This is a genomic window from Clostridium sp. 001 (genome assembly GCF_019056555.1).
Taxonomy (GTDB): domain Bacteria; phylum Bacillota; class Clostridia; order Clostridiales; family Clostridiaceae; genus Clostridium_B; species Clostridium_B ragsdalei.
In genome coordinates, this window is sequence record NZ_CP020473.1 from 2,989,101 (window position 1) to 3,015,309 (window position 26,209).

A 26,209-nucleotide genomic window follows, 5' to 3' on the forward strand; every position below is an offset into this window, starting at 1 on the left:
GGTGTTATTTACTGTGAAAACTAGAGCTAAGATGGTTCTCATTGCAGTTTTTGTGTATGTTCTCCAATTGAGTTTTATACCTTCACAAAAGGTATATGCCAGTACATCATCTCCAAATGTAGATGTAGTTTTTGTGCTTGATTCAAGTGGATCTATGAAACAAAGTGATCCAGAAGAGATAAGGACAGAAGCTATAAAGATGTTTTTGGATATGGGACAGGTACAGGGAAACAAGGCAGGACTTGTGGCTTATTCAGATACCATAATAAAAGAACATAACCTGGATGCAATAAATTCTGAATCGGATAAAGAGAGAATAGAGGAAATGGCTTCTAATATACCTCTTGGGCAGAAAACCGATATTGGAAGAGGTCTTTTGGAAGGTGCAAAAGTATTAGATAGTGGACATAATAGCAATAATAGACCACTTATAATACTGCTGTCCGATGGTAAAAATGATTCTCAAAGGAGTGCCAGTGAATCTTTAAAGGATTTAAATAGTGCAATAAGCACATGCAAAAGCAAAGGTTATCCTGTGTACACTATAGGACTCAACTATGATGGAACTGTGGATAAAGCACAGTTAACTCAAATAGCCAGTGAGACAAAGGGAAAAAATTATATAACCAATAAGGCATCAGACCTTACAGACATACTAAAGGATATATATGGAGACAGCGCAAATGTAAAAGTTCAGGATCAGGGAAATATTGTGGCTGATGGAACCTTTCAGGATTTTAAAATAAATGTACCAGGGTCAAATGTTTTGGAAGCCAATATATCCATGGTTACAGACAAACCTTTAGAATTAAAGCTTATAAATCCTTCAAGTAAGGAAGTACAGATACCTTCAAGTGATGTGGTTTTTACAAAGTCAAAGAAGTATTCAGTACTTAAGATTGTAAAACCTGCAAGCGGTCAGTGGAATCTAAAGGTAAAAGGTGTAAGCGGCAGCAATATAAAGATAAGTTATGTATTTAATTATAAAAATCAGGGAAAACAAAATTCTTCAGATAGAAATATTGAAGGCAATAAGTCTGCACTTAAAAGTCCAAAGGCCATAGGAGCAGCTGTGGCTGCAGCACTAATTATTATAGGCCTTGCAGCCTTTGTACTGATGAAGAAAAGACGTGTACAGGGATTTGGAAGACTGGAAATTCACATTAAGGATGAAAATACTAGTGAGGTTCTTTCACCTCAATTTAGAAACTTGGACAATTACAATGGAAGTTTTACACTTTTTGAAGTCTTAGGATTAAAAGAAGAGTATGCAGAAACAGATAATATAAAATTTATATTTAAAGAAGATGACAGCATAGAAATTGTAAATAAGTCAGGCTGTGTACTTCAAAAGTCTGGTAGAAAGCTTGAGGAAAGTTCTAAGCTAGTTCTTTATAACAGAGATAAAGTAACAGTGTTTTTAAATAAAGTAACAAAAAGTATAACATTAGAATTTCACTCAAAATAGTGCCAAAGGGAGGTAGAATATGAATACTAGAGTTAGGGAACACCTGGAAGACCTTGAAGTTAGCAAAGGTGGAGGAATAATAAGTGACAAGATACGTATAGAAACAATACCTAATCCAGTTCTTGTAATAGGACTTGGAGGAACAGGTATAGATGCTATGCTGAGATTAAAATATCAAATAAATAAAAGATTTGTGCTGGAGCAGGACAGTATTTCAAATACAAGAAAAGATAAGCCTAAGAAAGTTGAATTCTTAGGTTTTGAAACAAATCAGGGAGAAAAAAATAAGAGATATCCCATGAATGGTGGGGTAGGACTTGATCCTCAAAGTGAACTTGTCATGCTTTCAAATGCAGAAGTCAGGTCTATATTAAACGATCGTAAGATACTGGATGATTGTATAAAAGAGTGGCTGGCACCAGAGTTATCTTCTGAAAGCGGTACTGATGGTGCTGGTGGAGTTAGACAGGTTGGAAGATTGCTGCTTTTTACAAAAATTAATGAGATTGTGGATTGCTTAGAAAAGAAAATAAGACTTCTTCAGGAAGATACAGAGGAAATTTTACATGTGTTTGTACTTTCTGGACTTTCAGGAGGAACTGGAAGTGGAACATTCATAGATATTGCCTATATAGTAAGGGGAATAATGAATAATATTTACGGAGCAAAAGGCGATGACAAGGTAAATATTATGAGCTATTTATTTATGCCAGATGTTAACTTATCTAAGACTTCTGACAACCAATCTGCACAATCCTATATTATAAAAAATGGATTTGCAGCACTTAAAGAGTTGGATTATCTTATGGGTATTGGAGACAGACATGAGAGATTTACTCAAAAATACAGAAACAGGCTTACAGTTGATTCACCTATGCCTCCTTTTAATCTGTGTCATCTTATTTCTGCTACAAATGTAGACGGCAGACCTATGAGCAATGCTTATGACTACTGCATGAATGTAACTGCAGAAAATATTGTAAACTTCATGTCAAATGAGGTTAGAGAATCTGGAGGAGTATTTGCAATACAGGATTATATAAGCAACTTGAAGCAGAATACAGACAACATGGCAAAACCATATATGGCCAATTACAAATATGTAATGATAGGTGCTTCTTCTGCAGTACTTCCTCTTGAAGAAATAACTACCTATATGGCTTATAAACTTTTTCAAAAAATACAGTATATGTTTGAGAACATACCTAAAGAACAGGAAATAGACCAATTTATAAGGAAGGCAAGATTGGATGAGGATTCTGTAATAGACAGATTTGAAGAACATCTTCAAAATAGAAAGCCACTAACAGGTTATAAAAACAGGGAAAAGTTTAATTACGACAATGTAATAAAAAAGCAGTCCGTGAATATAGATGAAGAGATGAAAGAGTACTTGAGGGACTACACTAACGAATATGACAAAGTGAAAACACAGTATCCAGGTGAAATTTTAAAACTAGTTAAGGATATGGTGAATCAAATTTTTAAAGACCCTAAAAAAGGACCTTTTTATGCATCTAGAGTATTGTTTTCAGATGGATTTTGTGTTGTAAGGACTTTAGAGACACAGGTAGCTTCTTTAAATGAAAGACTTATGAATATTTCTACGGAAATAAAGTCTGCAGAAGAACTAGCTGAGGATAAGTTTGTAGAAGCTAGAAAAGCCCTATTGTTTACTAAAGAAGGCAAGAAAAATGATTACATAGAGGCTAAAAGTGAGGAGTATTTATTAAAATCTGAAGAACAGAGAATAATGAGGATGGCTGACTTTTATAGCAGTGTAATTGAAGAACTTAGCAAACTGAATAACAGTATTTATAGGGTATATACTGAAATATTAAATGAGTTGAACAGGATATTTAAAGAAGATGGAGATGTACTTGTAAAGGGAGAGGAAATAGAAGGAGCTCTTGGAAGAACCTATTCTTGGACAGTAGTAAAAGTTCCGGATTTAGTAGATTATATTGAAAAAGTTGTGAATAAAGAAGAAGCAGATGACATTGTAAGGAGATTTTCTGAGAAACTTTTAGAGGAATCCCAAAAATGGATTGATGAAATGCATATTGATGTAGTTGGCTCAATTTCAAGTTTTGTCTCAGAAGAATATGGAGATGTAATAACAAAATCCATGGAAGATTTCCTTGCATTAGAATACGGAGAAGATAAATCCATAATAAATATAGTTAAGGATGAAATTGCACCAAAGCTTGATAGGGATGCAGTGCCTATTTTCCATTTAAGTAATACGGAGGCATTGAATTTCCCAGCATGGAGTATGGTTTCAGTGCCTAGAAATGCAAAGAAAATTCTTGAAGGAATTAGGGAATATAAGAAAAACTCCAATAAAGGCAATGCCATTAACATCAAGGAGAGTATGGTTACAAATAGGATATTCTGGCTTAATACTAAAAATGGAGTTCCATTGTATTCCTATGCTCCTATAAAACATTACGAAGAGATTTACGAAAAGACTATGTTTGAACGGGATGGAATAGGAAGGCATTTATATCAAAATGGAGAGAAAAATTGGGTATACCTTCCATCACCTATTCCAGAAGAAGCTTGGGGTACAACTTATGTAAATGATAGAGTAAAAGAATATAATGAAAAAGTAAGGAATCTCTTTGACAGAGCCTTAGAACTTGGATGCATAGTAGATACCCAAAAGGGGAGCAATGAAAGATACAAGTGTGTTATTACTGAAGAATTTAATATAGATGATTTTATGAAAAATTATAATATGGATATGAAGGGTGACAAGGTAAATATAGGAGAGGTAAAAAGGGCCATAGGGGATATGAACAAACTTATTCAGGATAAGCTGACCCCTGTACAAGATAGTGACAGCCAGAAATATTATATTTATGAAAGCAGCAGCAGCGAAAAGGCTAAAATTGATCTGATAAGAACTCCAGAGCTTACAGAGCTCGTAAAAAAAGAAGTGGAAAAGTATGAAAAAATAATAGATAAGAAAAAGGAGCTTGAAAATATAATATCAGATTTGAGCAAAGCTGAAGCTAATGTAGATAGTTTTTTAAGGGCACTTTATACGGAAACTATAATAAAGAAGGGTTTGCTTTATGTCTATAATGGAAATGAAGATAGCAAAGTAGATATAGAACCTTTTATAAATGTATTAAAACAAAAGGAATATCAGTATAAAGCAATATTTGATAAATATGAGACTTTAGATAAGGGAGAAAAGACTATTGTAGATAAAACTTCAGATAGAAAGTTAGAACAGCTTTCTACAGGAGATGGAGTTGAAATATTAAAATCAAAAGTAAGTTCTATTATAGAAGAAGTTAAATCATCTGTTGGAGAGCTGGACACTAGAAAGTATCAGATGGTAGATGGTGACGAATTGTATGCTTTTTATAATGACATACTTTCAAGACTTCAAGAAGTACAAAAATTGCTGGCTTAGATAATATGGATCTGTAATTGGGAGGAATTTTCATGGAAGAAGTTTTAAAAAATTTTGTGGAAAAGTATGATTTAAAGGTGGAAAAAACAATATATGATGGTGACACTAAAAGGAATGTGAATAACCCCATACTTTTTCTCTTTATAGGAAATAGTACTGAAGATGCCTATGAGTATATTAGAAATAGTATAAATAAAAAATGGGGCAATGGCAGAGGTGCAGTTTTTATAAATGTTTCCACAAAATCTGTTAAAGATACGGATAATTCTTTTAGCATCCAGCTCCATGAAAATTTTAAAAATAAAAAGACGTTGAGAAAAGATATAAGAGATAGATTTTACAGTAATAAGGAAGATCTTAAAAGTTTAAATCGAAAAATTACAGAAGCTAGAGATAAGTTGTTGTCAGAGGGGGACATGTTTAACTCCTTTGACAGCATAAATATTTCTGTAATTACTACGTCTAAGGATCCATTGAATGTAATACTTACAGAAGTGACTGTACTTTTAAAAAAGAGGATGCTGGAGGTATTTAAACTCAGTTCTGCAGATCTCTATGTTTTAATTAAAAGTCAAAATTTAGAGGATGAGGTCTATGAAGGGGCAGTTACAGTAGGATTTTTTAGGGAAGTGGAATATTTTCAAAAGGATAGCTTTAGCTTTAAAGAAGACATAGCTGTTTATGGAGATGAGACACAGCTTAATGTTACCTGGGAAGGGCCTCTATTTTATCTTACCTATGTTCTGGAGGAAAAAAATGAGAAGGGCATAATTCCTAAATGTTCCATGGATAACAACTATGAAATAATTTCCTATATAAATCTTATAAAAAATAGGGAGGCATCATCAAATGCCTATTCGGATACGGAAAATCAGTATTATGACAACAATATATTTAAATCAAACATAAGTTATGATAATTCTATGAATAGGTATATTTCAGCAGGACTTTCACAGGTGAAAAGACCTAATAGTGCCATTGCTATTTCTGTGCTTGGAGCATTTTATGGAAGAATGTTAAATGAAATGAATACACTCTCTAAAAAGCAGAAGGAATTTATAAATGAAGTTTTAAAAATTGATGAGGCAAGTATTGAACTTCAAGTTGAAGAAATACTTCCTGGGGGAGTAACAATAGAAGACATGCAGGGGATTATGGCAGATAATTTGAAACAGGTAGAGAAAAAAATATCAAGCTTTAACTTAAGGGAGATAGAAGAAAAGTTATACGATGATAGATGCGAAAAGTTTTTCTTTGAAAACTTTCAAAAGCCTTCTGAGGAATCGGTGAAAAACTGTGATTTAGAAAATAATATGAGGACTTTGATTAGAAAAAATATACTTGAGGACAATAAGCTTAATTTATATTGTGCCTTTAACTGGACCTCGGAGGAAGGAGAAACTGTAAGTTATATAAGAAATAGAAGAGATTCTATCTTGAAATTTGTAAGTAAGTTAAATGATGAAATTGAGGATATATATGAGACAAGATTTGCTCCTAGCTTTGGTATTAAAAGTTTTTTTTCAAAAGGTGCTCAGGTAAAAGAAGCTCAGGAGAAAATATTTTTGGATGTATATGGGAGAAAATTAGAAATATTGAAATTAAATATATCAAAGAAAATTCTTGATATTTACGAGGATGTTCTTTTAAAGGTTCACAGTGAAGTTTCAAGTTATATAAATAGGATAAAGGATCTAGGACAGACAATAAAAAGTTGTGAAAATGAAGTTATAGAAAAACAGGATAAATATACAGCTCAAAATGTAGGGGCTTACTATGAAAATGTAGTAAATGATATATTGGATAAACTTGAAAAAAATTTTGGAAAAGCATTTTATTTAGAAGATAAATACCTGGGAAATACAGTAGAAAATTTAAAGAAATCGGATGAAAAATTTCTGGGGAAGGTAATATATTTTTGCACTAAATATATTTTAAGTGAGGATCAGTTTAAAAAATCTTTTGAAGAAGAATTTAATGAAAGGGCCAATGTGAATGTTCCTAATTTGGAAACTAAGGTGCTTTCAAAAGAAGAATTATACCGAAAGCTTTACGACATGCTGGATAAAAATTCAGCTTTGAAAATTTATATAATGAATTATGATGTAAAGCCCTACATGGAAAAATACTTTTTTGGAGATTACAGCAGTGATTTTATAAAGTATGCTTTTGATTTTGACAGGAAAACCAGAAATTATAAAATAGGATACATAGATGAAATAAAGAGCAGTGGTATTGAAAAGTTGAATTTAATGGGTGGTTTTGGAGCAAAGGATATTATTTATGTAAGAAATTCAATGGAATTTTATAATTATTGTATGGAAAATGGATATTTGATCCATGGAGTAGATGAAAAACTGCTGCCAGAAATTAGTTAAGAATTAATAATTAAGAATGAATAGTGAATGAGGATTTTTCTCCACTATGTTACGAAAAATCTTAAATTTAAAGCTCATTAAAGCGAGGCTTTAATGGCGTTACATTTTAGATTTTCTGAAGTGTTAACGGAAGAAAATCATCCATAACTATTAATTCTTAACTCTTAACTATTAACTGTATTTTTATCCATTAAGAGTAAAAGATTTTTATATATAAATCTAATTTTACTTAGAATATTTATATAACAAGTAGGAGGTATCCAGTTGGTAGAAAAAAGAGTAAATTTAACTATGACTGTTATGAGTTTAATAGGAGGTATCATAGGATTTATTATAGGGGAAATTTTTATAAATGCTTATAAGTATAAGATGAGTGGAAGTATACTTATGGGGTTTTACTTTGGAATCATAGCACTTTGCATAGGTACTTTTTGCCTTGTAGGAGAGATGATAAATCCAAGGTTGAATGGAGTTACGTGGAAAAACAATTACTTAAAGACTTCTTTTAAATTTTTGATTCCCTGTACTTTTATTGCAATTTTTGTATTTGGCATGCTTTTTCAATTTATATATGAAAGCAGCGGATTGAAGTTTCAAAAGGTGAACGATATAGTTTTTGTAATAGATACTTCAGGAAGTATGGCAAATACTGATCCTCAAAATGAGAGATTTTCTTCGGTTTTAAATCTTATGGATAATATGAACACACAAAATAGGGTTTCAATATATAAGTTTGATGATACTTCAAAGAGAATAATACCTATGACAGAGGTTTCAGATTCACTTAAGAAAAATGCTGAGGAAGAGTTGAAACAATATGAAACTCCAGCTGGAAATACCAACATGGGAGAAGCCATTAACAGTGCTTATGATGAAATAAATTCAACTAAAAAACCTGGAAGAAAGGCTGCGGTAATTTTGCTTTCAGATGGTGAAGACAATTTTGGATTAAATAAAAAATTTGATGAGACTCTTAAACCTTTTAAAGATTCAAATATATCTATTTATACAATAGGCATGTCTAATGAAAATAACTTTACTACCCTTAAGAAAATTGCAAAAGATACTCATGGAGAATATTATAATGTAAAAAATGCCAGTGATTTAAAGGGAACCTTTAGTAAGATATATTATGCAACTCAGCAGAGGTTATTAGTAGACAGAAGAGATGGATTAACTGAATCTTCTACTTTATATATGATACTTAGAGTACTTTTAATTACAATTATATCTGGACTTATAACAATGTCTATAAGTTTTGTATTTGATAATAAAAATTTACTTAAGAGATTTTTAATAGGTGGAATTGCAGCTGGATTTTTAGGAGGACTTATTATGGAAGTAGGATTTTTAAATTACCCAGACCATGGTTCTCTTTATAGGGCACTTTTAGTTATTATGATTGCGCTTATATTTACACTTATTCCAGTTATGGTTGATATAAAAGATTATTCTAAAAGTAGTTATTTGAGGGGAAATCAGAGAACTAGTTTTGACAAAACTAAAGGTAATACTTTTAGGTAATTACTCAACTTTTGCACATAATATAAAGACTTTGCGAGTCAAAGCTCGCAAGTTAAGAATTAATAATGAAAAATTAATAGTGAAGGATGATTTTTAGCTATCGCAAAAAATCTTTAAATTTATATAACTTATCAATGTTTCGCTTTAGCAAAACATTGATGAAAATCTTAATCAAAGATTTTTTGTAGTGTAACGGAAAAAATCCACAGTAACTATTAATTCTTCATTCTTAACTATTAATTATATTTAGAATTGGGTGGTATAGCAATGAAGATAATTGAATTTGAAGATAGCTCCAATGAAATATGTGAAATTAGCTGTGAAGTTGAGAAAGACAGGCTTTATATAAGATGGAAATGGCCTAAAGATACAGATATAGTGTATGTAATGAAAACTGACAACTTAGATGATTTTTCCTTGAATGATGCAGAGTTGAAAAGTGCAAAATTATATACCATGGAAGAGTATAAAGAATTCAATGGGTATTGTGAGACCATTAAAGAAATAAATCAGTATAGGTACTATGTTTTTCCAGCGGTTGAAAGTGATGATGATATAATTTTTGTAAAGCAGAATAACGGTAAAAACCAAATTGTAGTGAGTACAGGAAAACCTGATATATATTATGATATAAAAGAAGTAAAATCTCTAAAAGGTTTATTTTCCAAGGATAAAAAATTGCAGATAACTATAAAGTCAGAAATTCCTCTCCATAAGGATGTATTGTGCTATGTAAAAAAGAGAGATTCTTATCCTGTGAACAATAAGGATGGAATAAGTTTTGATTTTATCTGTGATATTCATGTTGGCATAAATGAAATGCCAGAAATAACAGTAAAAAAAGATGAATATGTAAAAGTGTTTATAAAGGATGTTGATAAATATGGTGGTAGTTATAAGCTTTGTAGGTTGTAAGTAAAATTTGACTTATTCTTCGGATATTTTTACAACCTTCAGCTCGTTAAATATTTTGATAAGTCTAAGCAAAAAATTTAAAAAAATACTGAGAACTTTTGAAAACTCGTGCCTCAAACAATTCAAAAGTTCTAGATTTTTTAAAAATTTTTTACTAAGACTTATGTACAAAATATTTAAATGTGCTTCATTATTGTAAAATATCTCTTCGTATAAGTTCAAATTTTACTTAAGATCACATATAGATAGTCAATATTAGCGTCTCAACTACTATAAGATATTTTTATTAGCAATTTATGAGAGAGTTTGCATTTGTAAAATATGATGAAGAAAAATATTTTATATAAAAGGAGCAATATATATGAGCGACTTATACAATGATATTTTGGAGATTTTTAAGAAAAATTCTGATATTCTATTTGGTACTTCAAATATAGACTTTAGTGAATATAAATCAGATTATAAATGTGCATTAGTTTTTGGTGTTCCGCATACGAATTTATTGAGTAAAAATAGTTATAAAGAAGAGAAACTTGAAAATTTAATACGGGAATCAAGTGATAGGATTAAATTATTATTAGAAAAAATTACCACCGTATTAAAAAAATACAAAATTCAATATTATATACCACCCGTTGCACAATCAAATGAAGAAACACTCATTGCACCATTCTCATTTAAATTTGCAAGTGTTAATGCAGGGTTAGGGTGGATAGGTAAAAATGGTGTTTTGATTACAGAAAAGTATGGACCAAGAGTAAGATTATCTGCAATACTAATTAATTTTGATTTGCCAATAGGAAGCCCAATTACAAAGAGTAAATGTCCAACAGAGTGTAATATATGCGTTAATGCTTGTCCTCATAAGGCTTTAAGTGGTTATAAATGGAACATAGATACAAAACGTGAAAAATTAATTAACTATAAATTATGTAATCAGAAAAGAAGCCTTTATATAAAAACACATCATAGAAAACATTCTTGTGGATTTTGTATGGTGTCATGTCCTATTGGAATATCAAAGTGAGAAGGTTTTATGGGTGACTCCTGGTGGTAGAGTTGAGGAAGGCGAAAACTTTGAACAAGCATTAAGAAGAGAATTATTTGAAGAAACAGGCTTGGTATTCTATTCAATAGGATCTTGGATATGGACAAGAGAAGTAGTCTTTAATGGCAAAAAAGGAGATTTTGTTAGTTATGAGAGGTATTATCTTATTAAATCAGAGAATACAGATATATCCTTTAAAAGCATGACACCCAATGAGGTAAGAACTCTAAAGGGTTATAAATGGTGGAGCGTAGATGAGATAGTATCATCGAACGAAGAATTTTTCACGCCGCAAATTGGCAATCTTTTTTTAGAAATTATTTCTGGAAATATACCCAATAGTCCAATAAACATCAATTAGGTAATAGTCTGCTTTTTTCAAAAGCTTTGTAGGTTTTAAGTAAAATTTTACTTACAATTACATATATAAATAGTCAATATTAGATTCTCAACTACTAATGGATGATAGGTGGTAAAATATGAAAAAGAATAAATTATTTGCATTAATAAATTTCGTAATTATTTTCTTAACATTTTTTATAGGATTTGAGGTTATCAAACTAAAAAGTAATCTAATTAATTATATTATACTTGGAATAGTAGATGGATGTCTATTGTACTTATACCCGAAACTATTTGATAATTAGCAATATTTGAATTCAAATCGAACCAAATATAAATATCAAAAGGGGGAGGACTTTGAAAAGAAATTTTTCAATAGTTAGGTTTATACTTGGAATATTAATAATTATATTAGCCATAAGCATATTTATTGGCAACATTGATAGTAGAATAGTAATGCCGTATATGCTTACTTGTTTAGGTGTTTTTCAAATTTTTAATGGTTTGCACTTTTATAAGCAGGGTAAAAAATCAGATGGGATACTATTAATTTTATGCAGCATATTTATCTTTGGTGTTGTAATTAAAATTTCATTTTTCTTATAAAGTCTATAATTTAATTTAGTAATTTGTTTAAAGATGGTATAAACAATAAAGTATAGTTAAAATAATCAATGAAATAGGGGTATTAAAGTGATGGATGAAAAAACTATGGAAATACTAAGGAAACAAGATATGAAGGGTGTACGTCAGGCTATATTATATAATTATATACAGGGGCAAAAGAGAAACAAATTAAAAAGTTATAAGATACTTAATCAATCTGTTAAGAAAGGGCAAATTTTATTTGTTGGCTCTTCATTAATGGAATTTTTCCCAATTAATGAGATGCAGCAAACTTTAGAGAAAGATTGTATTATCTATAATCGTGGAATTGCAGGTTTCGTAACAACAGAATTATTAGCTTCTATGAACGAATGTATTTTTGAATTGGAACCATCAAAAATATTTATTAATATAGGAACAAATGATATGAATACACCAGATTATAAGAAGGAAAATTTAATTGGGAACTATGATAAGATTTTAACTCAAATAAGTGAAAAGCTCCCCCATTGCGAAGTGTATTTAATGGCTTATTATCCATTGAATGCAAAAGCTGACTTTCCTGGAGTAGATGAAGAATTTAAAAAAAGTAGATTTAAGACACGTACAAATGCTATTATTCTAGAAGCAAATGAAGATGTTGAAAAATTAGCTAAAAAACATAATTACAAATTTATTAATGTAAATGATGGATTAATGGATGAAGAAGGAAACTTGAAAGAAGAATTTTCAATAGAAGGTATACATATGTGGCCAAATGCATATTCAGTTATTCTTGAAAATATGAAGAAATATTTATAGCAAGCACTATGTGTTTATTTTCAACTTAGAAGATTTAATATGGAGGAGTGAGATTATGGAAATCTTTAAATTTTTCAGGAGTGGTAATAGTGAACCTAGAAATACTTATGAGAAGGCAACTTATGAAAGAGGTCCTTTTATGATAACATGTCCTTTTTGCTTTAAAAAGTTTAAATCAGATCATGTAGTATTTAGGGCTTCCCACTCGGAAAAGGGAGATCCTGAATATGAAAAGGTAGAGGATGAGCTTCTTAATAGATACTATAAAAAGATAGGAAAAGGAACATTAGGGCCAATGAATCCCATTGTTAAGGCTCAGGCACTTCCTGAAAGAAATAAGACGAGAGTGGACAAAGTACTAGTTGAAATTAAAGATAAATACGATGCAAGTACAGATGAAAGATTATGTCCTTACTGTCACAATGATTTGCCTATAACTTCAGGAAGAGGACCTTCTAAAATTATATCCGTTATAGGAGCTTCTCAAGTAGGGAAGTCCGTATATATGACAACTCTTCTTTATGTTCTTGAAAAGTATACTTGTGAAAGAATAGGGGCCTCTCTTATTGCAGGAAACTCCGGGTATAATGATGAGATAAGAGAAAATCAAGAGAGAATTTTCGAGAAAAATTTAATGCTCGATCCTACTCCCAAACAGCATGTAGAACCTTTAATAGAAAATTTGAAATTTAAAGAGGATAAAATTCCACCTTTGACTCTTATTTTTTATGATATACCAGGTGAGGGTATGACAGATAAGACCTATATGGAAAATCATGCAGAACATATAAAGAATTCAGATGGAATAATATTTCTTGTAGATCCACTTCAAATGAGGACTTTGAGGAAAAAGTTAAGCATTGTAAATAGGGAAAAAGGTGACTTTACGGAAAAGTATCAGGAACCAAAGGATATAATAGTGTATTTGTTTGAAAATTTTATATCCAAGGAATCTAAAGAAAAAACGCATATACCTACGGCAGTAGTGGTTACTAAAAGTGATATGCTTAAGAATTTAAAGGATGAAGAATATATAGGAGAGAACAGTAATATATTTAAAAATTACAATCATGAAGGATTTTTTAATTTAAATGAATTTGAAAATATTGATGGTGAAGTTAGAAAATTTTTATTGAAAGCTGATGCCCCATTTAAAGGTGCAGTGGATGCTTGTTTTAAAACTGCAGGTTATTTTGCAGTATCTTCTCTGGGTTCTAATTCCAATCATCTTGAAATAGATAGAAGCAGCAGTATAAATCCTATTAGAGTGGATGAGCCTTTTTTGTGGCTGCTTTATAAAATGAATTATCTGGATGGGGGCAGGGAATAGATATGATAGAGCAGCAGTATTATACTAGGGAAAAAAGAGGAATATTTAGCAGTACTCCAGGTTATGATACTATTGCAAAAAGCAGCGAACTTGAGGATGAATTCATAAAAGACACTATTCACAGTTTATGCTTTTATGCTGCTCCTGCATTTTTAGCCGGAGAAAAAGATTTAAGTAAATATCCTAAGGCACTTTTTTATGCAAATGCTGGAGATGGAGAAATTATAATAGGACAGTCAGCTTTTGCAGGGAAGGACTATACCTTAAAAAGGAATAGGTATTTTACTCACTGCTATATAATACCTGAGAACGAAAGAAAGTTATACATAGAAAATCCTGAAAAAATAATATACGCCTCAGGATTTGTAGAAAATTATGATATGGATAAGGGAACTTCCATAGAAAGTTTGAGAGAAGTGAAAGTTGATAGAACTTATGATGTTTTTAACTCTATAGAAGACTTGTTTTTAGTTGCTTCCATAGATAAAAATATATTTATAAATATGGTAAAAGCTTGTTTTGATGCAGCTGCTTTTAATAAAAAGATATATATTGTGGTTTCTTATAATAAAAATATGGATAAAGTTATAAAAGGAATACTAAAATATTTGTATAGGGCACTTCCTTTTGCAGTAAGGAGAAAGGTTGGTTTTACAACTTATGTGAAGCAGCCTGAAATAAAGGAGTTTATAAATATTGAATTTCTCCTTGAAGGAAGCATAAAAAGGCTTACTCAAGATGTAAAAGCAGGATATGTTTTTGATATGGCAGATAATAATTTCTATCTTGAAGGAATTGATGAAAGACATCATATTTTTATAGACTTTGTTATGAATAATATAGAAAATGAACGGGTTTTAAATGAATTTTTTATTCAGGCAGATAATGATTGTTCTAGAGAAAAATTTACCATTGATATGTATGATAATATTTTATGCCCATCTTCTCAAAATGAAGAAGTTAAAGAAAGTCCTATATGTATGAAGGAAAATGAACAAGTTGAACATAAACATAATCTAGTGTATTTTTTAAAGAAGTTATTTTCAAATAAAGATTAGAGGTGACAAGTAGATGGCTAAATGTAGAGAATGTGGTACAGAGCTTAATGAAAATGATAAGTTTTGTGTATACTGTGGTGCAAAGCAGGAAAAGGGACATGAAAGAGAAGAGGATAAAAATGACGATACAAAATACTATGGAAAAGAAAATAATAACTATAAAAAAGAAGATAAAAAGCATGAGGATAGTTTAAAAGACAGCGATACTTTTGATTTTAGTTCATCTCATGGACAAAAGAGGATAGATAGAAAAGATAAAGAGGAATTTACCAAGGAATTAGATGATACTCCAATTAAGGATAAACGGCCATTTAATTTCAAAATGATAGGTATAACTATTTTAACTATAATTGTATTTGTTGTTGCCTTTAAGATGGTATCCTCACTTATAAGTAAAGGTCCCAGCAAAAATGTTTCAAATGTGGAATCCAAGCAAAACGTTTCTTCTGATTTAAATAATAATGATGAAAATGATTCAGATAATAATTCAGGAGAATACGTGATACCTTACAGCAATACAAGGGCACTTACTAGTAATGACCTGAAAGGTATGAGTAAAAAGCAGCTGGCACTTGCTAGAAATGAAATATTTGCAAGGCATGGCTATACATTCCCTACAGAACCATATAAGAGTTATTTTGCAAGTAGGTCCTGGTATAAGCCTAATCCTAAGTATACCAATGATGGCAAGGAACTTTCTGCTCTTGAGAGACATAATGTAAAGGTCATATTAACAGCAGAAGGCCGTGGAAAATATGTATCACCTGGATATGATGCAGATTATTATAAAAAATAGGCTGGTTATTTCTTTGAAAATGCCTGGGGTATAAAAAGTAGAATTTGATATAAAATAGGAGAAATGATATACTTATTCTATAATTTAATATTGAATTTTAGGTACTTGATTGTTAAGTTTAAAAGGGAAATAAGTGAAGAACTTATGCGGTCCCGCCACTGTAATGAGGAGTATATTTATGAATTTGCCACTTGGGAACAGGGAAGGCGTAAATATACAATGAATCAAAGCCAGGAGACCTGCCTAAAATTTACGGATAGCTTACGTGGATAGGCTTTAAAGTAAAATAATTTACTTAAAAACTGTTATCTATGGGTAATAGTTTTTTTCGTTTATCCGATGACTACCTGCTCTAATACACCCACTTTTCCAAGTGGGAGTAAAAGAGCAGCTACGTCTCTGGATAACGATTTCTAAGCATCAGGTGGAGTTAAAACTCCATCTGATACTAAGAACTCTGTTTATTTAATTAATTGGAGGGAGTAACTAATGTTTAAGAGTAGCAAAAAATTTGTTTTACTAATTATGATTACGATTACGGTGTTTTTAGCAGGATGCGGAGCATCTAATACAAGCAATTCTAATATAGACAGCAGCAAAAGTGAATCTGTTAAAAATACCACTTATCCTTTAAAATTAAAAGATTCAACTAATACGGAAATTACAATTCAAAGTGAGCCTAAAAAGGTGATATCTTTATCGCCTAATGTTACAGAAACAATTTATGCATTAAACAAACAAAATCTTTTGGTAGGTAGAACTGACTTTTGCACTTATCCTACAGAAGCTTCTAAAATACCATCTGTGGGTACTATAACTGACCCAAGTCTTGAAAAAATTGTTCAGCTTAAACCGGATGTGGTAATAGCTACTAATTTAACTAAACCGGATATTTTAAAAAAGCTGCAGCAGCTTAATATAAAGGTTTTAACTATTTCAAAAAATGAAAGCTTTGAGAATACTTATAACAATATAGAAAATGTAGGAAAAGTATTGAATGCTAATAAAAAGGCATATAGTATAGTTTCAAATATGAAAGAAAAGGTTAAAGTTGTACAGGAAAAGGTAAAAGGAAAGAGCACCCCTACAGTATATTATGTAGTAAGCTATGGTACAAGTGGTGATTTTACTGCGGGAAAAGACACTTTTATAGGCAAGATGATTGAAATGTCAGGAGGCAAAAATGCTGCTTCTGATGTTACAGGTTGGAATTACAGCCTTGAAAAGCTTGTTGAAAAAAATCCTGATATACTTATATGTTCCAATAAATTTAATAGCAAAAATGGAATTAAGTCTACAAAGGGCTATAAAGATTTAGATGCTGTAAAGAAAAATAAACTTTTTGAAATGGATGAAGATATTATAAGCAGACAGGGACCTAGACTTGCAGATGGATTAGAATCCCTGGCAAAGATAATTCATCCTGAAGCATTTTAAGTATATATAAGAGAGGAATGTGCTTATGAAATTTTCCCGGAAAAAGCATTTTAAGTTGTTTTTTTGCATTTGCATAGTAATATTATTTTTTTCGGCAGTAATATCAGCTATGCTTGGTTCTGCAGACATATCCTTCAAGGAAACACTATATGTGATACTAAGTAAAATACCTATTGTGGGAAATTTAGTTTCTACAGCAAGTATGTCACAAAATCACATGCTCATAATATTACAGATACGTTTACCAAGAATAGTAACTTCAGCATTAGTTGGAATGGGATTATCAGTAGTAGGTGCATCCTTTCAGGCAATATTTAAAAATCCAATGGCAGATCCTTACGTACTTGGAGTATCTTCAGGGGCTGCTCTTGGAGCTGCAATTGGATTTATGCTGCAGCTGGATACTTTGCTTCTAGGGTCTACAGCCATTACTATGATGGCTTTTGTAGGGTCTATTGCAACTACTGTTTTGGTTTATAACATAGCCAGGGTAAAAAACAAGATACCACCAACTACACTGCTTCTGGCAGGTGTTTCTGTGAGCTTCCTTTTATCTTCAATAATATCTATAATAATGGTATTCAACAGACAGCAGGTTGAAAAAATTGTTTTTTGGACAATGGGAAGTGTTTCTGCAGCAACCTATAATCAAATATTGATGCTAATACCTTTCATATTCCTGGGTATAATTATAATACTTTTATTTTCAAGAGATTTAAATATAATGCTTACAGGGGATGATACTGCTAAAAGTTTGGGCATAGAAGTTGAAAATGTAAAAAAAATAGTACTTGCTGTTTCTTCAATAATTGTTGCAGCCTGTGTGTCTATAAGTGGTGTAATAGGATTTGTAGGACTGATAATTCCTCATGCAGTGCGTATGGTATTTGGACCTGACCATAGGGTGCTCTTGCCTTTCTCATTGATAATTGGAGCTGTGTTTATGATTATTTGCGATACGGTGGCAAGAACTATAGCTGCTCCTTCTGAAATACCTGTGGGCGCTGTAACTGCTTTATTTGGGTCTCCATATTTTATTTATCTTTTAATAAAATCTAAAAAGAGAGTGATATAATGAATAATTCAAATTTGTGTGCAGTTGAAGTTAAAAATTTAAATTACAGTTTTGATGAAGTTGATATACTTCATGATATAAACATAGATTTTAAAAAAAATAAATTTTATTCGATTATAGGGCCTAATGGTTCCGGTAAAACTACTTTACTCAAAAATATTGCTAAAACTTTAAAGCCTTATAAGAGCACGGTTTTTATAAAAGATAAGGATATACTTGATTTAAAAAATAAGGCACTGGCAAGAAAACTTGCGGTAGTTCCCCAAAACAGTGATTTGAATATGGATTTTTCCGTACAAGATATAGTTTTGATGGGAAGAGCTCCTTATTTTTCGAAACTTCAAAGTGAATCAGAAAATGACTATGTGATTGCCAAACATGCTATGGAAATGACTAATACTTGGAAATTCCATGACAAGTATATAAATCAGCTTAGCGGTGGAGAAAAGCAGAGAGTTTTAATAGCAAGGGCGCTTACACAAGATACAGATATTATACTGCTGGATGAACCCATATCTAATCTTGACATATACCATCAGATTGAAATTTTGGATAATGTTAAATCACTCAGCAAAAAGATAACAGTTATAATGGTACTTCATGATTTAAATTTTGCAGCCCAGTATAGTGACCATGTAATACTTGTAAATAGCGGAAGAGTTGTGATGCAAGGTGCTCCTCGGGAAGTACTCACAGAAAAAAACATAAAAAAGGTGTATAAAATAAATGTATGCATAATAAAAAATCCAGTTACTGGGAAGCCCTATATAATACCCATAGGACAGGAAAGGGACTATCCCAATAAGCAAAATGGAAATTTAAATGATTAGTTCATAGATACCTAAAATTATAATACTAATGCCAGACACAAAAGGAGCATATTTCCCGAAAAATTTAGACAAACAGCTGCTGCCTATAACACATCCTGCAACTAGGCCTGTTGTACTGAGAATGAAGGTAAATATAGTTGCAAGTAATATATTGATACCGGTTATACTTGCGCCTATACCTACTCCAACATTATTTATTGTGAGGGCGAAGGCTAGAAATATAGATTCTTTAACATCTATATAGCCTGAATTATCAGCGTCAACTATTTCTGGATTGTCCAAAAGATTTTTATAGGGTAAAAGATTATTTTCAGCATTACACAGTTTTTCGTTTTCATTACAGTGCTCTTTTATAACAGCGTCAATTATAAACCATATGCCCATTACTATCAAAAAACCGCTGCCAATGATATTGGCTATATTTTCAGACATAAACTTAATTAGAAATTTACCTAGAACCATAGATAGAAATGTTCCTGCAGTAGCAATTAGGGCTATTAGAATAGTACTTAATGGACTAATTTTCATTTTTTTAATACCATAGGATATTCCTACAGTGAAACTGTCTATATTTGCGGATAAGGCAAATAAAAATGAAGGTAATAAGTGCATTATGTTCCTCCTATAGTATGGTTACTCCTATAGTATATTCATAACAAAATACAATGCTACCACTATTTATCTGATGACTACCTGCTCTAATACTCCCAATAAGTAAGATTCATTGATTTTTCCCTTGAAAATTATGTATTTATAAAGATCATATGGAATAAGTGGTGTAATATACATTGTCCACCTATTGTTGATTTTGAGGAGATAATATGGTAATATACTGGTATATTAAAAGTCAATAGAAATTTGCAAAAAATAGAAAATTTTTTTTGCTTATCTGAAAGGAGAGAAAAAATTGATTAAAAATTTAAAAAATCTTTTAATGTTTGCATCAATTGTTGTAATGTATCAGCTAAATCCGTGTAACATTGTACTAGCGAGTGATATTTCTAATACAACTCAATCCCAAACTCAAGTAGTATCGACTAAAGACAATTCAAAATCTCAAACATTGCAAGACACATCTAAAATTTTAGCATCACAAGAGGAATCTAAATACATATCAGAAAGTAATTCTAGTTCTCCAGTAAGTGAAAGCAGCGGTAATCTTTTGCCAGCAAATGCGGATAATGTGGACAACGTTCCTGTGGATAAAAGCTGGATAATTCACTTTAACCAACCTATAGATTTGTCTTCAGCCAAAGAAAATGTAAAAATTATAAACAAAAAAACTAATGCAGAAGTGCCTATAAATATATCTTTAAGCAATTACGATAGTTATATGACTGTATCTACAGTTTCAGATTATGATCCTGAAAGTTATTATATATTGAAAATTGATAATAACTTAATGGGTAGATATAATAAAGTTTTAAAAACTGCTCTTACCATGAATTTTAAAACTGGGGCAAAAATAGAGAATATAGATAATATCAGTGTGTCAATAAATCAAGGTGATAGTTATAAGCTGCCTGATGAGGTAACTGCAGTTATGTCTGATGGAGGAAAAGTGCAGATAGGAGTTGAATGGAATAAAAAAGTAAATACCTTAGCTTCACCGGGAAATTATGTTTATCAAGGACAGGTAAAAGGATATAGTAAAGAGGTTGATTTGTCCTTAACTATAAACCCTTCCACTAAAAATGTGGATAGTATAGCTTCTACTTCTATGTGGATATGGGAACTTCAAAATCAAGTGGATGCTTATGGAGGCATAGATAATTTAATAGCAAAATTAAAATCTATGGGAATAAATAACGTGTGTATTAAATACAATGAGGGTTCCAAGCCTTCAGGTGGAGGCACCAATTTCAGAGATGATTTTTTAAAGTATGTTGGATATTTCAAAGAGGCAGGATTTAAAGTAGGAACATGGGGTTACAATCATTTTGATGATGTTCAAGGTGAGGGTAATTTAATTATAGAAGCATTAAATAACAGTGATTACTACGTATTTGATGCAGAAGATGCTGTAGAAAATAAAACCGAGCAGACAGAGGAAATATGTGAGCTTATAAGAAGCCAGTGTCCTAATGCAATAATTGGGTATACATCTTTTCCAATAGCCAGCTATCACCAGAATATAGCTTATTCAGTTTTTAACAAATACTGTGATTTTTCAGCACCTCAGTGTTATTGGGGAGAAATGCAGTGGTCTGTAAATAGATGTTTGGATCAAATGGCTGCAGATTATAAAGCTTACGGATTGGACAAGCCATTGTATCCTATAATACAAACTTACAGCATAAATTATGAAGATTATACTGCGTATAGTAAATATGGTTATAAAGCTACAGGTCTTTGGTCCCTGGATGATATTGGACAAACTTTTGTTCAATATATAAATGATATGGGAAGCAAATTTAATAATTAATAATTAAAAATGAATAGTGAATAGTGAATGAAGATTTTTTTCGCAGAGCAGCGAAAAATCTTAAATTTAAAGCTCATTGAAGCAAAGCTTCAATGGTGTTATAGTTTAGATTTTCTGAAGTGCTAACGGAAGAAAATCATCCATAACTATTAATTATTAACTCTTAATTTTTAATTATGTTTTTATCAATTAACAGTAAAATATCCGGAGTATAATTTGATTTTTCGTTTAGAAACTCTATGAAGCCAGGAAGTGAAATTATGCTTTCTGGTTTTATTTTGGTAAAAATATAGAAAATTAAAAAAATAAGAATTATAATATAATTAGGTTAATTAAAACTAAGAAGGTGAAAATATGCTTGTTACTTGCGATAAATTATTGAAGGAGTATGATAATAAAAAAGCAAAAAAGATAGCCAAGAGAGTTAAATTTGTAGGAATATTTAACAAGGATGTCTATAATATAACAGCTCCCTTTTTAAGCAATGGTAGAACAGTAATAGCTGGTAGAGTTGAATCAAAGAGAAGCAACGATTCCATGGTTCTTTTTTTTGAAAAATATGAAGATGCGTGGTGTCATATAATAGAATCACCTATTATGAATTTGGAAGATCCATTTTTTACAAAAATAGGTAATGAAATGGTAGTAGGTGGAGTTGAAGTGTTTAATGATATAAATGATCCTAATAATCTTATATGGAGAACTATGATATATAAAGGTAAGGACATTTTTCATCTTAAGCTTTTTTTTGTAGGACCTGAAGGAATGAAAGATTTACGCATAACTGAGCTAAAAGATGGTACCATAGGTGTATTAACTCGCCCTCAAGGAGCTAAAGGTGGAAGAGGAAAGATAGGCTTTGCAAAGATTAAAAGATTAAATGATTTGAGTATGGGAGTTATTGAAGACGCCCCTATTTTAAATGACTTTTTTAATGATGATGAATGGGGGGGAATCAATAGCATATATCCTATTGATCAAAATAATATAGGACTTTTAGGGCATATAGCAAAAGTAGACGAGAAGGGAATGAAGCACTATTATTCCATGACTTTTGTACTTGATATAAATTCTATGGCATATAAAGATGTACAGATAATTGCAAGTAGAAATGATTTTTTGCCAGGACCTAGTAAAAATGAAACACTTTATGATGTAGTATTTAGTGGAGGACTCACATTTAAAGGCAAGAAGGCCATTTTATATGCAGGAATAAGTGACATTGAAGCACAAACACTCGAAATAGATAATCCATTTTATGATTATATGAATAAAAATCCGGAATTATACTTCGATAATTTATAGGAGGAAAAATGGATATAAGAAGATATAAAGGTAATCCAATTATAACCTGCAGTGAGGTAACTCCCTCCAGTAAAGATTTTCAGGTTGTAGGGGTATTTAATCCAGGAGCAGCAGAGTGTAATGGAGAAGTGGTTTTAGCTTTGAGAATAGCTGAAAGAGTTAAGCAGGAAATGGAAGGTTATATGAGAATCCCCCTTTTAGATCAGAATAATAAAATTAAATTGCTGACAATAAATAAAAAAGATGAAAACTATGATTTTAGTGATTCAAGAGTTATAAAAAAAGTAGGTAGCAATGTTGATTTTGACTATCTTACTTCTATGTCACATATAAGAATTGCAAGAAGCTGCGATGGTGTAAATTTTGAAATAGACGAGGTTCCTTTTATTTTCCCGGAAAACAAATATGAAAGTTTTGGAGTTGAAGATCCAAGAATAACTAAAATAGACGATAATTATTATATGACTTATAGCGCAGTATCCAAGTATGGTATTGTAGTGGAGTTAGCTGTAACTAATGATTTTAAAAGTTATAAAAAATTAGGTAATATTTTTAATACTGAAAATAAAGACGCAGTGATTTTTCCAGAAAAAATAGGTGAAAAGTATTTTGCATTAAATAGGCCGGTATCAAAGAGTACCGGCAATCCTGTAATATGGATATCTGAATCGGATAACTTGATCAACTGGGGAAATCACAAAATAGTGGCATGCACTAGAGAAAACTCCTGGGATTCTGCAAAAATAGGAGCAGGGGTACCGCCTATAAAAACAGATGAAGGATGGCTTGAATTATACCATGGGGTAGATGATATGGAACATTATTCTATGGGAGCACTTTTACTTGATACAAATTGCCCAGAAAAAGTTGTCGGACGAAGTAAAGATCCCATTCTTAAGCCTCAAGAAAATTATGAAAAATCGGGTTTCTTTTCAGATGTTATTTTCCCTTGTGGTGTTGTTTTGCGTGGAGATGAATTATATATATATTATGGAATATGTGATAATTCTATTGGACTTGCGGTGGTAAAAATAAAGGACATTTTGAATACACTAGATTAGAAATATTTTTACAGAAGAGAAACTTATCCGGGGGAAAGTTATGATTCATAGAATTTCTAAAAAAAGCTTAAAATTAGTTTACAATGTTTTTATAGGAATACTGTCTTTAAGTATTATAATTATACTTATATTTGAAGATGCAGGAAATCTTACAGCTAGAGATCTGGATACAGCTCACAAAATAGATAATATAATATGGATGATTTTTGTAGTCGACTATTTTACACGACTTATAATTTCAGACAATAAAAAGACTTTCATAAAGAAAAATATTATAGACTTAATTGCCATAATACCATTTAATATGATATTTCAAAGTTTAAGGATAGTTGAAAGTACAAAACTATTTAAAACTTTAAAATTAATAAATTTTTTAAGATCTTTACGGGCTCTGGCATTCTTCTTTAAGTTTCAAAAATGTTTAAATGAATTTATCTGATGGCTACCTACTGTAACACTCCCACTTCTATCAAAGTGGGAGATAACAGTAGCTACGCCCCTAGATAATTCATCTAAACTTAGTGGGAGCAAACTCCCACTAAGTAAGATTCATTGATAAAAACTAATAAATTTAATTATATACTTCAGCTTACCGCAGCCACTATACTTATAGGTGGAGTGGGAATGCATTTTGCAGAAGGCAGGACACTGGGAGACTCAATTTGGCTGAGTTTTGTAACTACAACTACAGTGGGATACGGTGATATTTCTCCTTCCACTACAGCAGGAAGGATAATAGCGTCCATTTTAATGCTTACAGGTATAGGATTTATAGGAACGCTTACAAGTACCATTTCTGCATATTTTATAGATAGAAAGGCTAAAAAAGTACGTAAAAATTTTAAATACAAGGTTTTGGATACCATTAAGGAAGAGTTAGATGACTTTGATAGTTTGTCTAATGAAGATGTAAACAACATCTGCAAAACATTGATAGGCTTGAAAAATAAATAGGGGGAATACTGTCCCCCTATTTTTAATCTACTATAGTACCTGGATTTAAAATTCCATTAGGATCAAATGCTTTCTTAATGCCTTCCATAATTTGAATTTCTCTTTTGGTAAATTGAAGAGGCATATATTCTTTTCTGGTTTTTCCAGTTCCATGTTCTGCAGTTATTGTTCCACCATATTTCAATGCAATTTTGTACATTTCCTGTTTAAACTCTTCATAGTAAGAAGGCAATTTACCATTGTCACTTAGTATGAAATTATGAATATTCCCATCGCCTATATGGCCAACTGCTGGGATTTCAGTATGGTATTTTTCAGATAAAGCCGATATATCATCAAAGAAATCAGGCACTGCGGATGGTGGAACTGCCATGTCAAGTCCGTCAGCTACATGGTCTTTAAAAGGAGTATAGGCATTGCTCCTTATAGCTAAAATTTCCTTCTGATCCTTTGAAGTTTCAGCTATAATGCTGTCTACTGCATTATGTTCTTCACATATTCCTACAATTTGTTCACTAGTATCATAAAGTTCATCTTCAGTTTTAGCGTCTAGCATGAGCATTAAATCCACAGAGCCTTTGGTTGCAGGCCATTTAGTTCCAAGGTGTTCTGCAGCTTTTTCTGAAATAGGTCTGTCCATGTATTCAATAGCTAAAGGTGTAATTCCTTCTTGAAGTATTTTAGGAACGCAGTCACAGGCATCTCTTCGTGAATCAAAGGAAACTATGAGTGTACCTGTGTATTTATTTCTTGCATATAATTTTAAAGTTACTTTTGTGATCACACCAAGAGTTCCTTCGCTGCCAATCATCATTTGAAGCAAATCATAACCCATGTTGTTTTTTATTAGTTTTCCACCTAAAGTGACTATTTCTCCTGTAGGAAGAACTACTTCTAAAGCTTTAACATGATTTCTCATAATTCCATGTTTTACAGCCTTTGTACCGCCTGCATTTACGGCTACCATTCCTCCAATTTGTGCTCCCTCATCACCGGGATGTATTGGGAAGAATAATTTATCCTGTTTATTTAATTCTTCAAGTAAATTTGCTAAAGTTACGCCAGATTCCACTGTAATCATTAGATTCTTTTTATCAAATTCCACGATCTTATTTAATCTCTCCAGAGATAAGATTATACTTGGTTTTATGGGAACTGCCGCACCACATACACCTGTACCACCGCCCCTAGCAATTACAGGTATCATGATTTCATTTGCATATGTTAGTATTTTGGATATTTCTTCTGGTGAACCGGGTTTAACTACTACACAATCTTTTGAGGATTCAACACGAATTAAAGCTTCTGTTTCATCCTGTAAGTAACTTTGCATCTGTGATAGGTCATTTGTAACCCAGTCTGCACCGGTAATCTTTTTTAGATTTTCAATTATTTCTGAATTCAAAAATATTGCCCCCTTTTTAATAAT

Annotated in this window: 23 protein-coding genes and 1 riboswitch; of the genes, 21 read left to right on the forward strand and 2 right to left on the reverse strand. The window is 31.4% G+C overall.

The window, feature by feature from the left end; translation table 11 throughout:
• Positions 1–13 precede the first annotated feature (13 nt).
• From B5S50_RS13940 to B5S50_RS14015, 16 genes are all read left to right on the forward strand, one after another.
• Complete coding sequence (locus tag B5S50_RS13940) at positions 14–1,468, forward strand: VWA domain-containing protein (protein WP_217302149.1); 1,455 nt, start codon at positions 14–16, stop codon at positions 1,466–1,468.
• Positions 1,469–1,487: 19 nt separating this feature from the next.
• Positions 1,488–4,895 (forward strand): tubulin-like doman-containing protein, encoded by a 3,408-nt coding sequence (locus tag B5S50_RS13945; RefSeq protein ID WP_217302150.1) that lies wholly within the window; start codon positions 1,488–1,490, stop codon positions 4,893–4,895.
• Positions 4,896–4,927: 32 nt separating this feature from the next.
• Positions 4,928–7,273 carry a hypothetical protein gene (locus B5S50_RS13950; protein ID WP_065077088.1) on the forward strand — a complete coding sequence of 782 codons (2,346 nt, stop codon included), beginning with the start codon at positions 4,928–4,930 and terminating at the stop codon, positions 7,271–7,273.
• A 264-nt stretch (positions 7,274–7,537) separates the two neighbouring features.
• The gene (locus B5S50_RS13955; protein WP_217302151.1) at positions 7,538–8,797 is read left to right on the forward strand and encodes a VWA domain-containing protein; all 1,260 of its coding nucleotides are present in this window, start codon (positions 7,538–7,540) and stop codon (positions 8,795–8,797) included.
• Positions 8,798–9,064: 267 nt separating this feature from the next.
• Positions 9,065–9,712 carry a hypothetical protein gene (locus B5S50_RS13960; protein ID WP_217302152.1) on the forward strand — a complete coding sequence of 216 codons (648 nt, stop codon included), beginning with the start codon at positions 9,065–9,067 and terminating at the stop codon, positions 9,710–9,712.
• Positions 9,713–10,073: 361 nt separating this feature from the next.
• Positions 10,074–10,739 carry an epoxyqueuosine reductase gene (locus tag B5S50_RS13965; protein ID WP_065077091.1) on the forward strand — a complete coding sequence of 222 codons (666 nt, stop codon included), beginning with the start codon at positions 10,074–10,076 and terminating at the stop codon, positions 10,737–10,739.
• Complete coding sequence (locus B5S50_RS13970; protein WP_217302153.1) at positions 10,723–11,121, forward strand: NUDIX hydrolase; 399 nt, start codon at positions 10,723–10,725, stop codon at positions 11,119–11,121. The genes B5S50_RS13965 and B5S50_RS13970 overlap by 17 nt, the downstream gene beginning before the upstream one ends.
• 118 nt (positions 11,122–11,239) lie before the next feature.
• Positions 11,240–11,407, forward strand: a complete 168-nt coding sequence (locus B5S50_RS13975; protein WP_154104929.1) for a hypothetical protein — start codon at positions 11,240–11,242, stop codon at positions 11,405–11,407.
• A gap of 52 nt (positions 11,408–11,459) precedes the next feature.
• Positions 11,460–11,708, forward strand: a complete 249-nt coding sequence (locus B5S50_RS13980) for a hypothetical protein (protein ID WP_065077093.1) — start codon at positions 11,460–11,462, stop codon at positions 11,706–11,708.
• A gap of 90 nt (positions 11,709–11,798) precedes the next feature.
• Positions 11,799–12,509 carry a GDSL-type esterase/lipase family protein gene (locus tag B5S50_RS13985; RefSeq protein WP_254306600.1) on the forward strand — a complete coding sequence of 237 codons (711 nt, stop codon included), beginning with the start codon at positions 11,799–11,801 and terminating at the stop codon, positions 12,507–12,509.
• Between the two features lie 55 nt (positions 12,510–12,564).
• Entirely contained in the window at positions 12,565–13,839 is a 1,275-nt protein-coding gene (locus B5S50_RS13990; RefSeq protein WP_065077094.1) for a GTPase domain-containing protein, read from the forward strand.
• A gap of 2 nt (positions 13,840–13,841) precedes the next feature.
• Positions 13,842–14,897 (forward strand): hypothetical protein, encoded by a 1,056-nt coding sequence (locus B5S50_RS13995; protein ID WP_217302154.1) that lies wholly within the window; start codon positions 13,842–13,844, stop codon positions 14,895–14,897.
• 13 nt (positions 14,898–14,910) lie between these two features.
• Positions 14,911–15,693, forward strand: coding sequence for a YARHG domain-containing protein (locus B5S50_RS14000; RefSeq protein ID WP_217302155.1), 783 nt, complete (start codon positions 14,911–14,913; stop codon positions 15,691–15,693).
• Between the two features lie 82 nt (positions 15,694–15,775).
• A riboswitch (cobalamin riboswitch) is annotated at positions 15,776–15,955 on the forward strand.
• A 227-nt stretch (positions 15,956–16,182) separates the two neighbouring features.
• Positions 16,183–17,130, forward strand: a complete 948-nt coding sequence (locus tag B5S50_RS14005; RefSeq protein ID WP_065077097.1) for an ABC transporter substrate-binding protein — start codon at positions 16,183–16,185, stop codon at positions 17,128–17,130.
• A 25-nt stretch (positions 17,131–17,155) separates the two neighbouring features.
• On the forward strand, positions 17,156–18,205 hold the full coding sequence (locus tag B5S50_RS14010; RefSeq protein ID WP_065077098.1) for an iron ABC transporter permease: 1,050 nt from the start codon (positions 17,156–17,158) through the stop codon (positions 18,203–18,205).
• The gene (locus tag B5S50_RS14015; protein WP_065077099.1) at positions 18,205–19,035 is read left to right on the forward strand and encodes a heme ABC transporter ATP-binding protein; all 831 of its coding nucleotides are present in this window, start codon (positions 18,205–18,207) and stop codon (positions 19,033–19,035) included. Before B5S50_RS14010 ends, B5S50_RS14015 begins: the two co-directional genes overlap by 1 nt.
• Here B5S50_RS14015 and ytaF read toward each other — a convergent pair.
• A complete protein-coding gene (gene ytaF / locus B5S50_RS14020) occupies positions 19,024–19,647 on the reverse strand; it encodes a sporulation membrane protein YtaF (RefSeq protein ID WP_065077100.1) in 624 nt (207 codons plus the stop codon). The two genes, B5S50_RS14015 and ytaF, sit on opposite strands and share 12 nt — an antisense overlap.
• 295 nt (positions 19,648–19,942) lie before the next feature.
• Between ytaF and B5S50_RS14025 the strand changes: the two genes are divergently transcribed.
• The 5 genes from B5S50_RS14025 (at position 19,943) to B5S50_RS14045 (ending at position 24,780) form a co-directional block, all read left to right on the forward strand.
• Positions 19,943–21,460, forward strand: a complete 1,518-nt coding sequence (locus tag B5S50_RS14025; protein ID WP_217302156.1) for an Ig-like domain-containing protein — start codon at positions 19,943–19,945, stop codon at positions 21,458–21,460.
• Between the two features lie 354 nt (positions 21,461–21,814).
• Positions 21,815–22,765 (forward strand): DUF1861 family protein, encoded by a 951-nt coding sequence (locus B5S50_RS14030; protein ID WP_065077102.1) that lies wholly within the window; start codon positions 21,815–21,817, stop codon positions 22,763–22,765.
• Positions 22,766–22,773: 8 nt separating this feature from the next.
• Positions 22,774–23,826 carry a glycoside hydrolase family 130 protein gene (locus B5S50_RS14035; protein ID WP_065077103.1) on the forward strand — a complete coding sequence of 351 codons (1,053 nt, stop codon included), beginning with the start codon at positions 22,774–22,776 and terminating at the stop codon, positions 23,824–23,826.
• Positions 23,827–23,866: 40 nt separating this feature from the next.
• On the forward strand, positions 23,867–24,265 hold the full coding sequence (locus tag B5S50_RS14040) for an ion transporter (RefSeq protein ID WP_217302157.1): 399 nt from the start codon (positions 23,867–23,869) through the stop codon (positions 24,263–24,265).
• 113 nt (positions 24,266–24,378) lie between these two features.
• Positions 24,379–24,780 (forward strand): potassium channel family protein, encoded by a 402-nt coding sequence (locus B5S50_RS14045; protein ID WP_217302158.1) that lies wholly within the window; start codon positions 24,379–24,381, stop codon positions 24,778–24,780.
• Between the two features lie 22 nt (positions 24,781–24,802).
• On the opposite strand, the gene B5S50_RS14050 is transcribed toward B5S50_RS14045, so the two are convergent.
• A complete protein-coding gene (locus B5S50_RS14050; protein WP_065077105.1) occupies positions 24,803–26,185 on the reverse strand; it encodes an FAD-binding oxidoreductase in 1,383 nt (460 codons plus the stop codon).
• Between the last annotated feature and the right edge of the window lie 24 nt (positions 26,186–26,209).

What these genes read in the sequence shown, in the direction of transcription:
- B5S50_RS13945 (WP_217302150.1), top strand. Translation starts at nt 1,488, where the DNA reads ATGAATACTAGAGTTAGGGAACACCTGGAAGACCTTGAAGTTAGCAAA.
- B5S50_RS13950 (WP_065077088.1), top strand. Translation starts at nt 4,928, where the DNA reads ATGGAAGAAGTTTTAAAAAATTTTGTGGAAAAGTATGATTTAAAGGTG.
- B5S50_RS13960 (WP_217302152.1), top strand. Translation starts at nt 9,065, where the DNA reads ATGAAGATAATTGAATTTGAAGATAGCTCCAATGAAATATGTGAAATT.
- B5S50_RS13965 (WP_065077091.1), top strand. Translation starts at nt 10,074, where the DNA reads ATGAGCGACTTATACAATGATATTTTGGAGATTTTTAAGAAAAATTCT.
- B5S50_RS13975 (WP_154104929.1), top strand. Translation starts at nt 11,240, where the DNA reads ATGAAAAAGAATAAATTATTTGCATTAATAAATTTCGTAATTATTTTC.
- B5S50_RS13985 (WP_254306600.1), top strand. Translation starts at nt 11,799, where the DNA reads ATGGATGAAAAAACTATGGAAATACTAAGGAAACAAGATATGAAGGGT.
- B5S50_RS13990 (WP_065077094.1), top strand. Translation starts at nt 12,565, where the DNA reads ATGGAAATCTTTAAATTTTTCAGGAGTGGTAATAGTGAACCTAGAAAT.
- B5S50_RS13995 (WP_217302154.1), top strand. Translation starts at nt 13,842, where the DNA reads ATGATAGAGCAGCAGTATTATACTAGGGAAAAAAGAGGAATATTTAGC.
- B5S50_RS14000 (WP_217302155.1), top strand. Translation starts at nt 14,911, where the DNA reads ATGGCTAAATGTAGAGAATGTGGTACAGAGCTTAATGAAAATGATAAG.
- B5S50_RS14005 (WP_065077097.1), top strand. Translation starts at nt 16,183, where the DNA reads ATGTTTAAGAGTAGCAAAAAATTTGTTTTACTAATTATGATTACGATT.
- B5S50_RS14010 (WP_065077098.1), top strand. Translation starts at nt 17,156, where the DNA reads ATGAAATTTTCCCGGAAAAAGCATTTTAAGTTGTTTTTTTGCATTTGC.
- B5S50_RS14015 (WP_065077099.1), top strand. Translation starts at nt 18,205, where the DNA reads ATGAATAATTCAAATTTGTGTGCAGTTGAAGTTAAAAATTTAAATTAC.
- ytaF (WP_065077100.1), bottom strand. Translation starts at nt 19,647, where the DNA reads ATGCACTTATTACCTTCATTTTTATTTGCCTTATCCGCAAATATAGAC.
- B5S50_RS14030 (WP_065077102.1), top strand. Translation starts at nt 21,815, where the DNA reads ATGCTTGTTACTTGCGATAAATTATTGAAGGAGTATGATAATAAAAAA.
- B5S50_RS14035 (WP_065077103.1), top strand. Translation starts at nt 22,774, where the DNA reads ATGGATATAAGAAGATATAAAGGTAATCCAATTATAACCTGCAGTGAG.
- B5S50_RS14040 (WP_217302157.1), top strand. Translation starts at nt 23,867, where the DNA reads ATGATTCATAGAATTTCTAAAAAAAGCTTAAAATTAGTTTACAATGTT.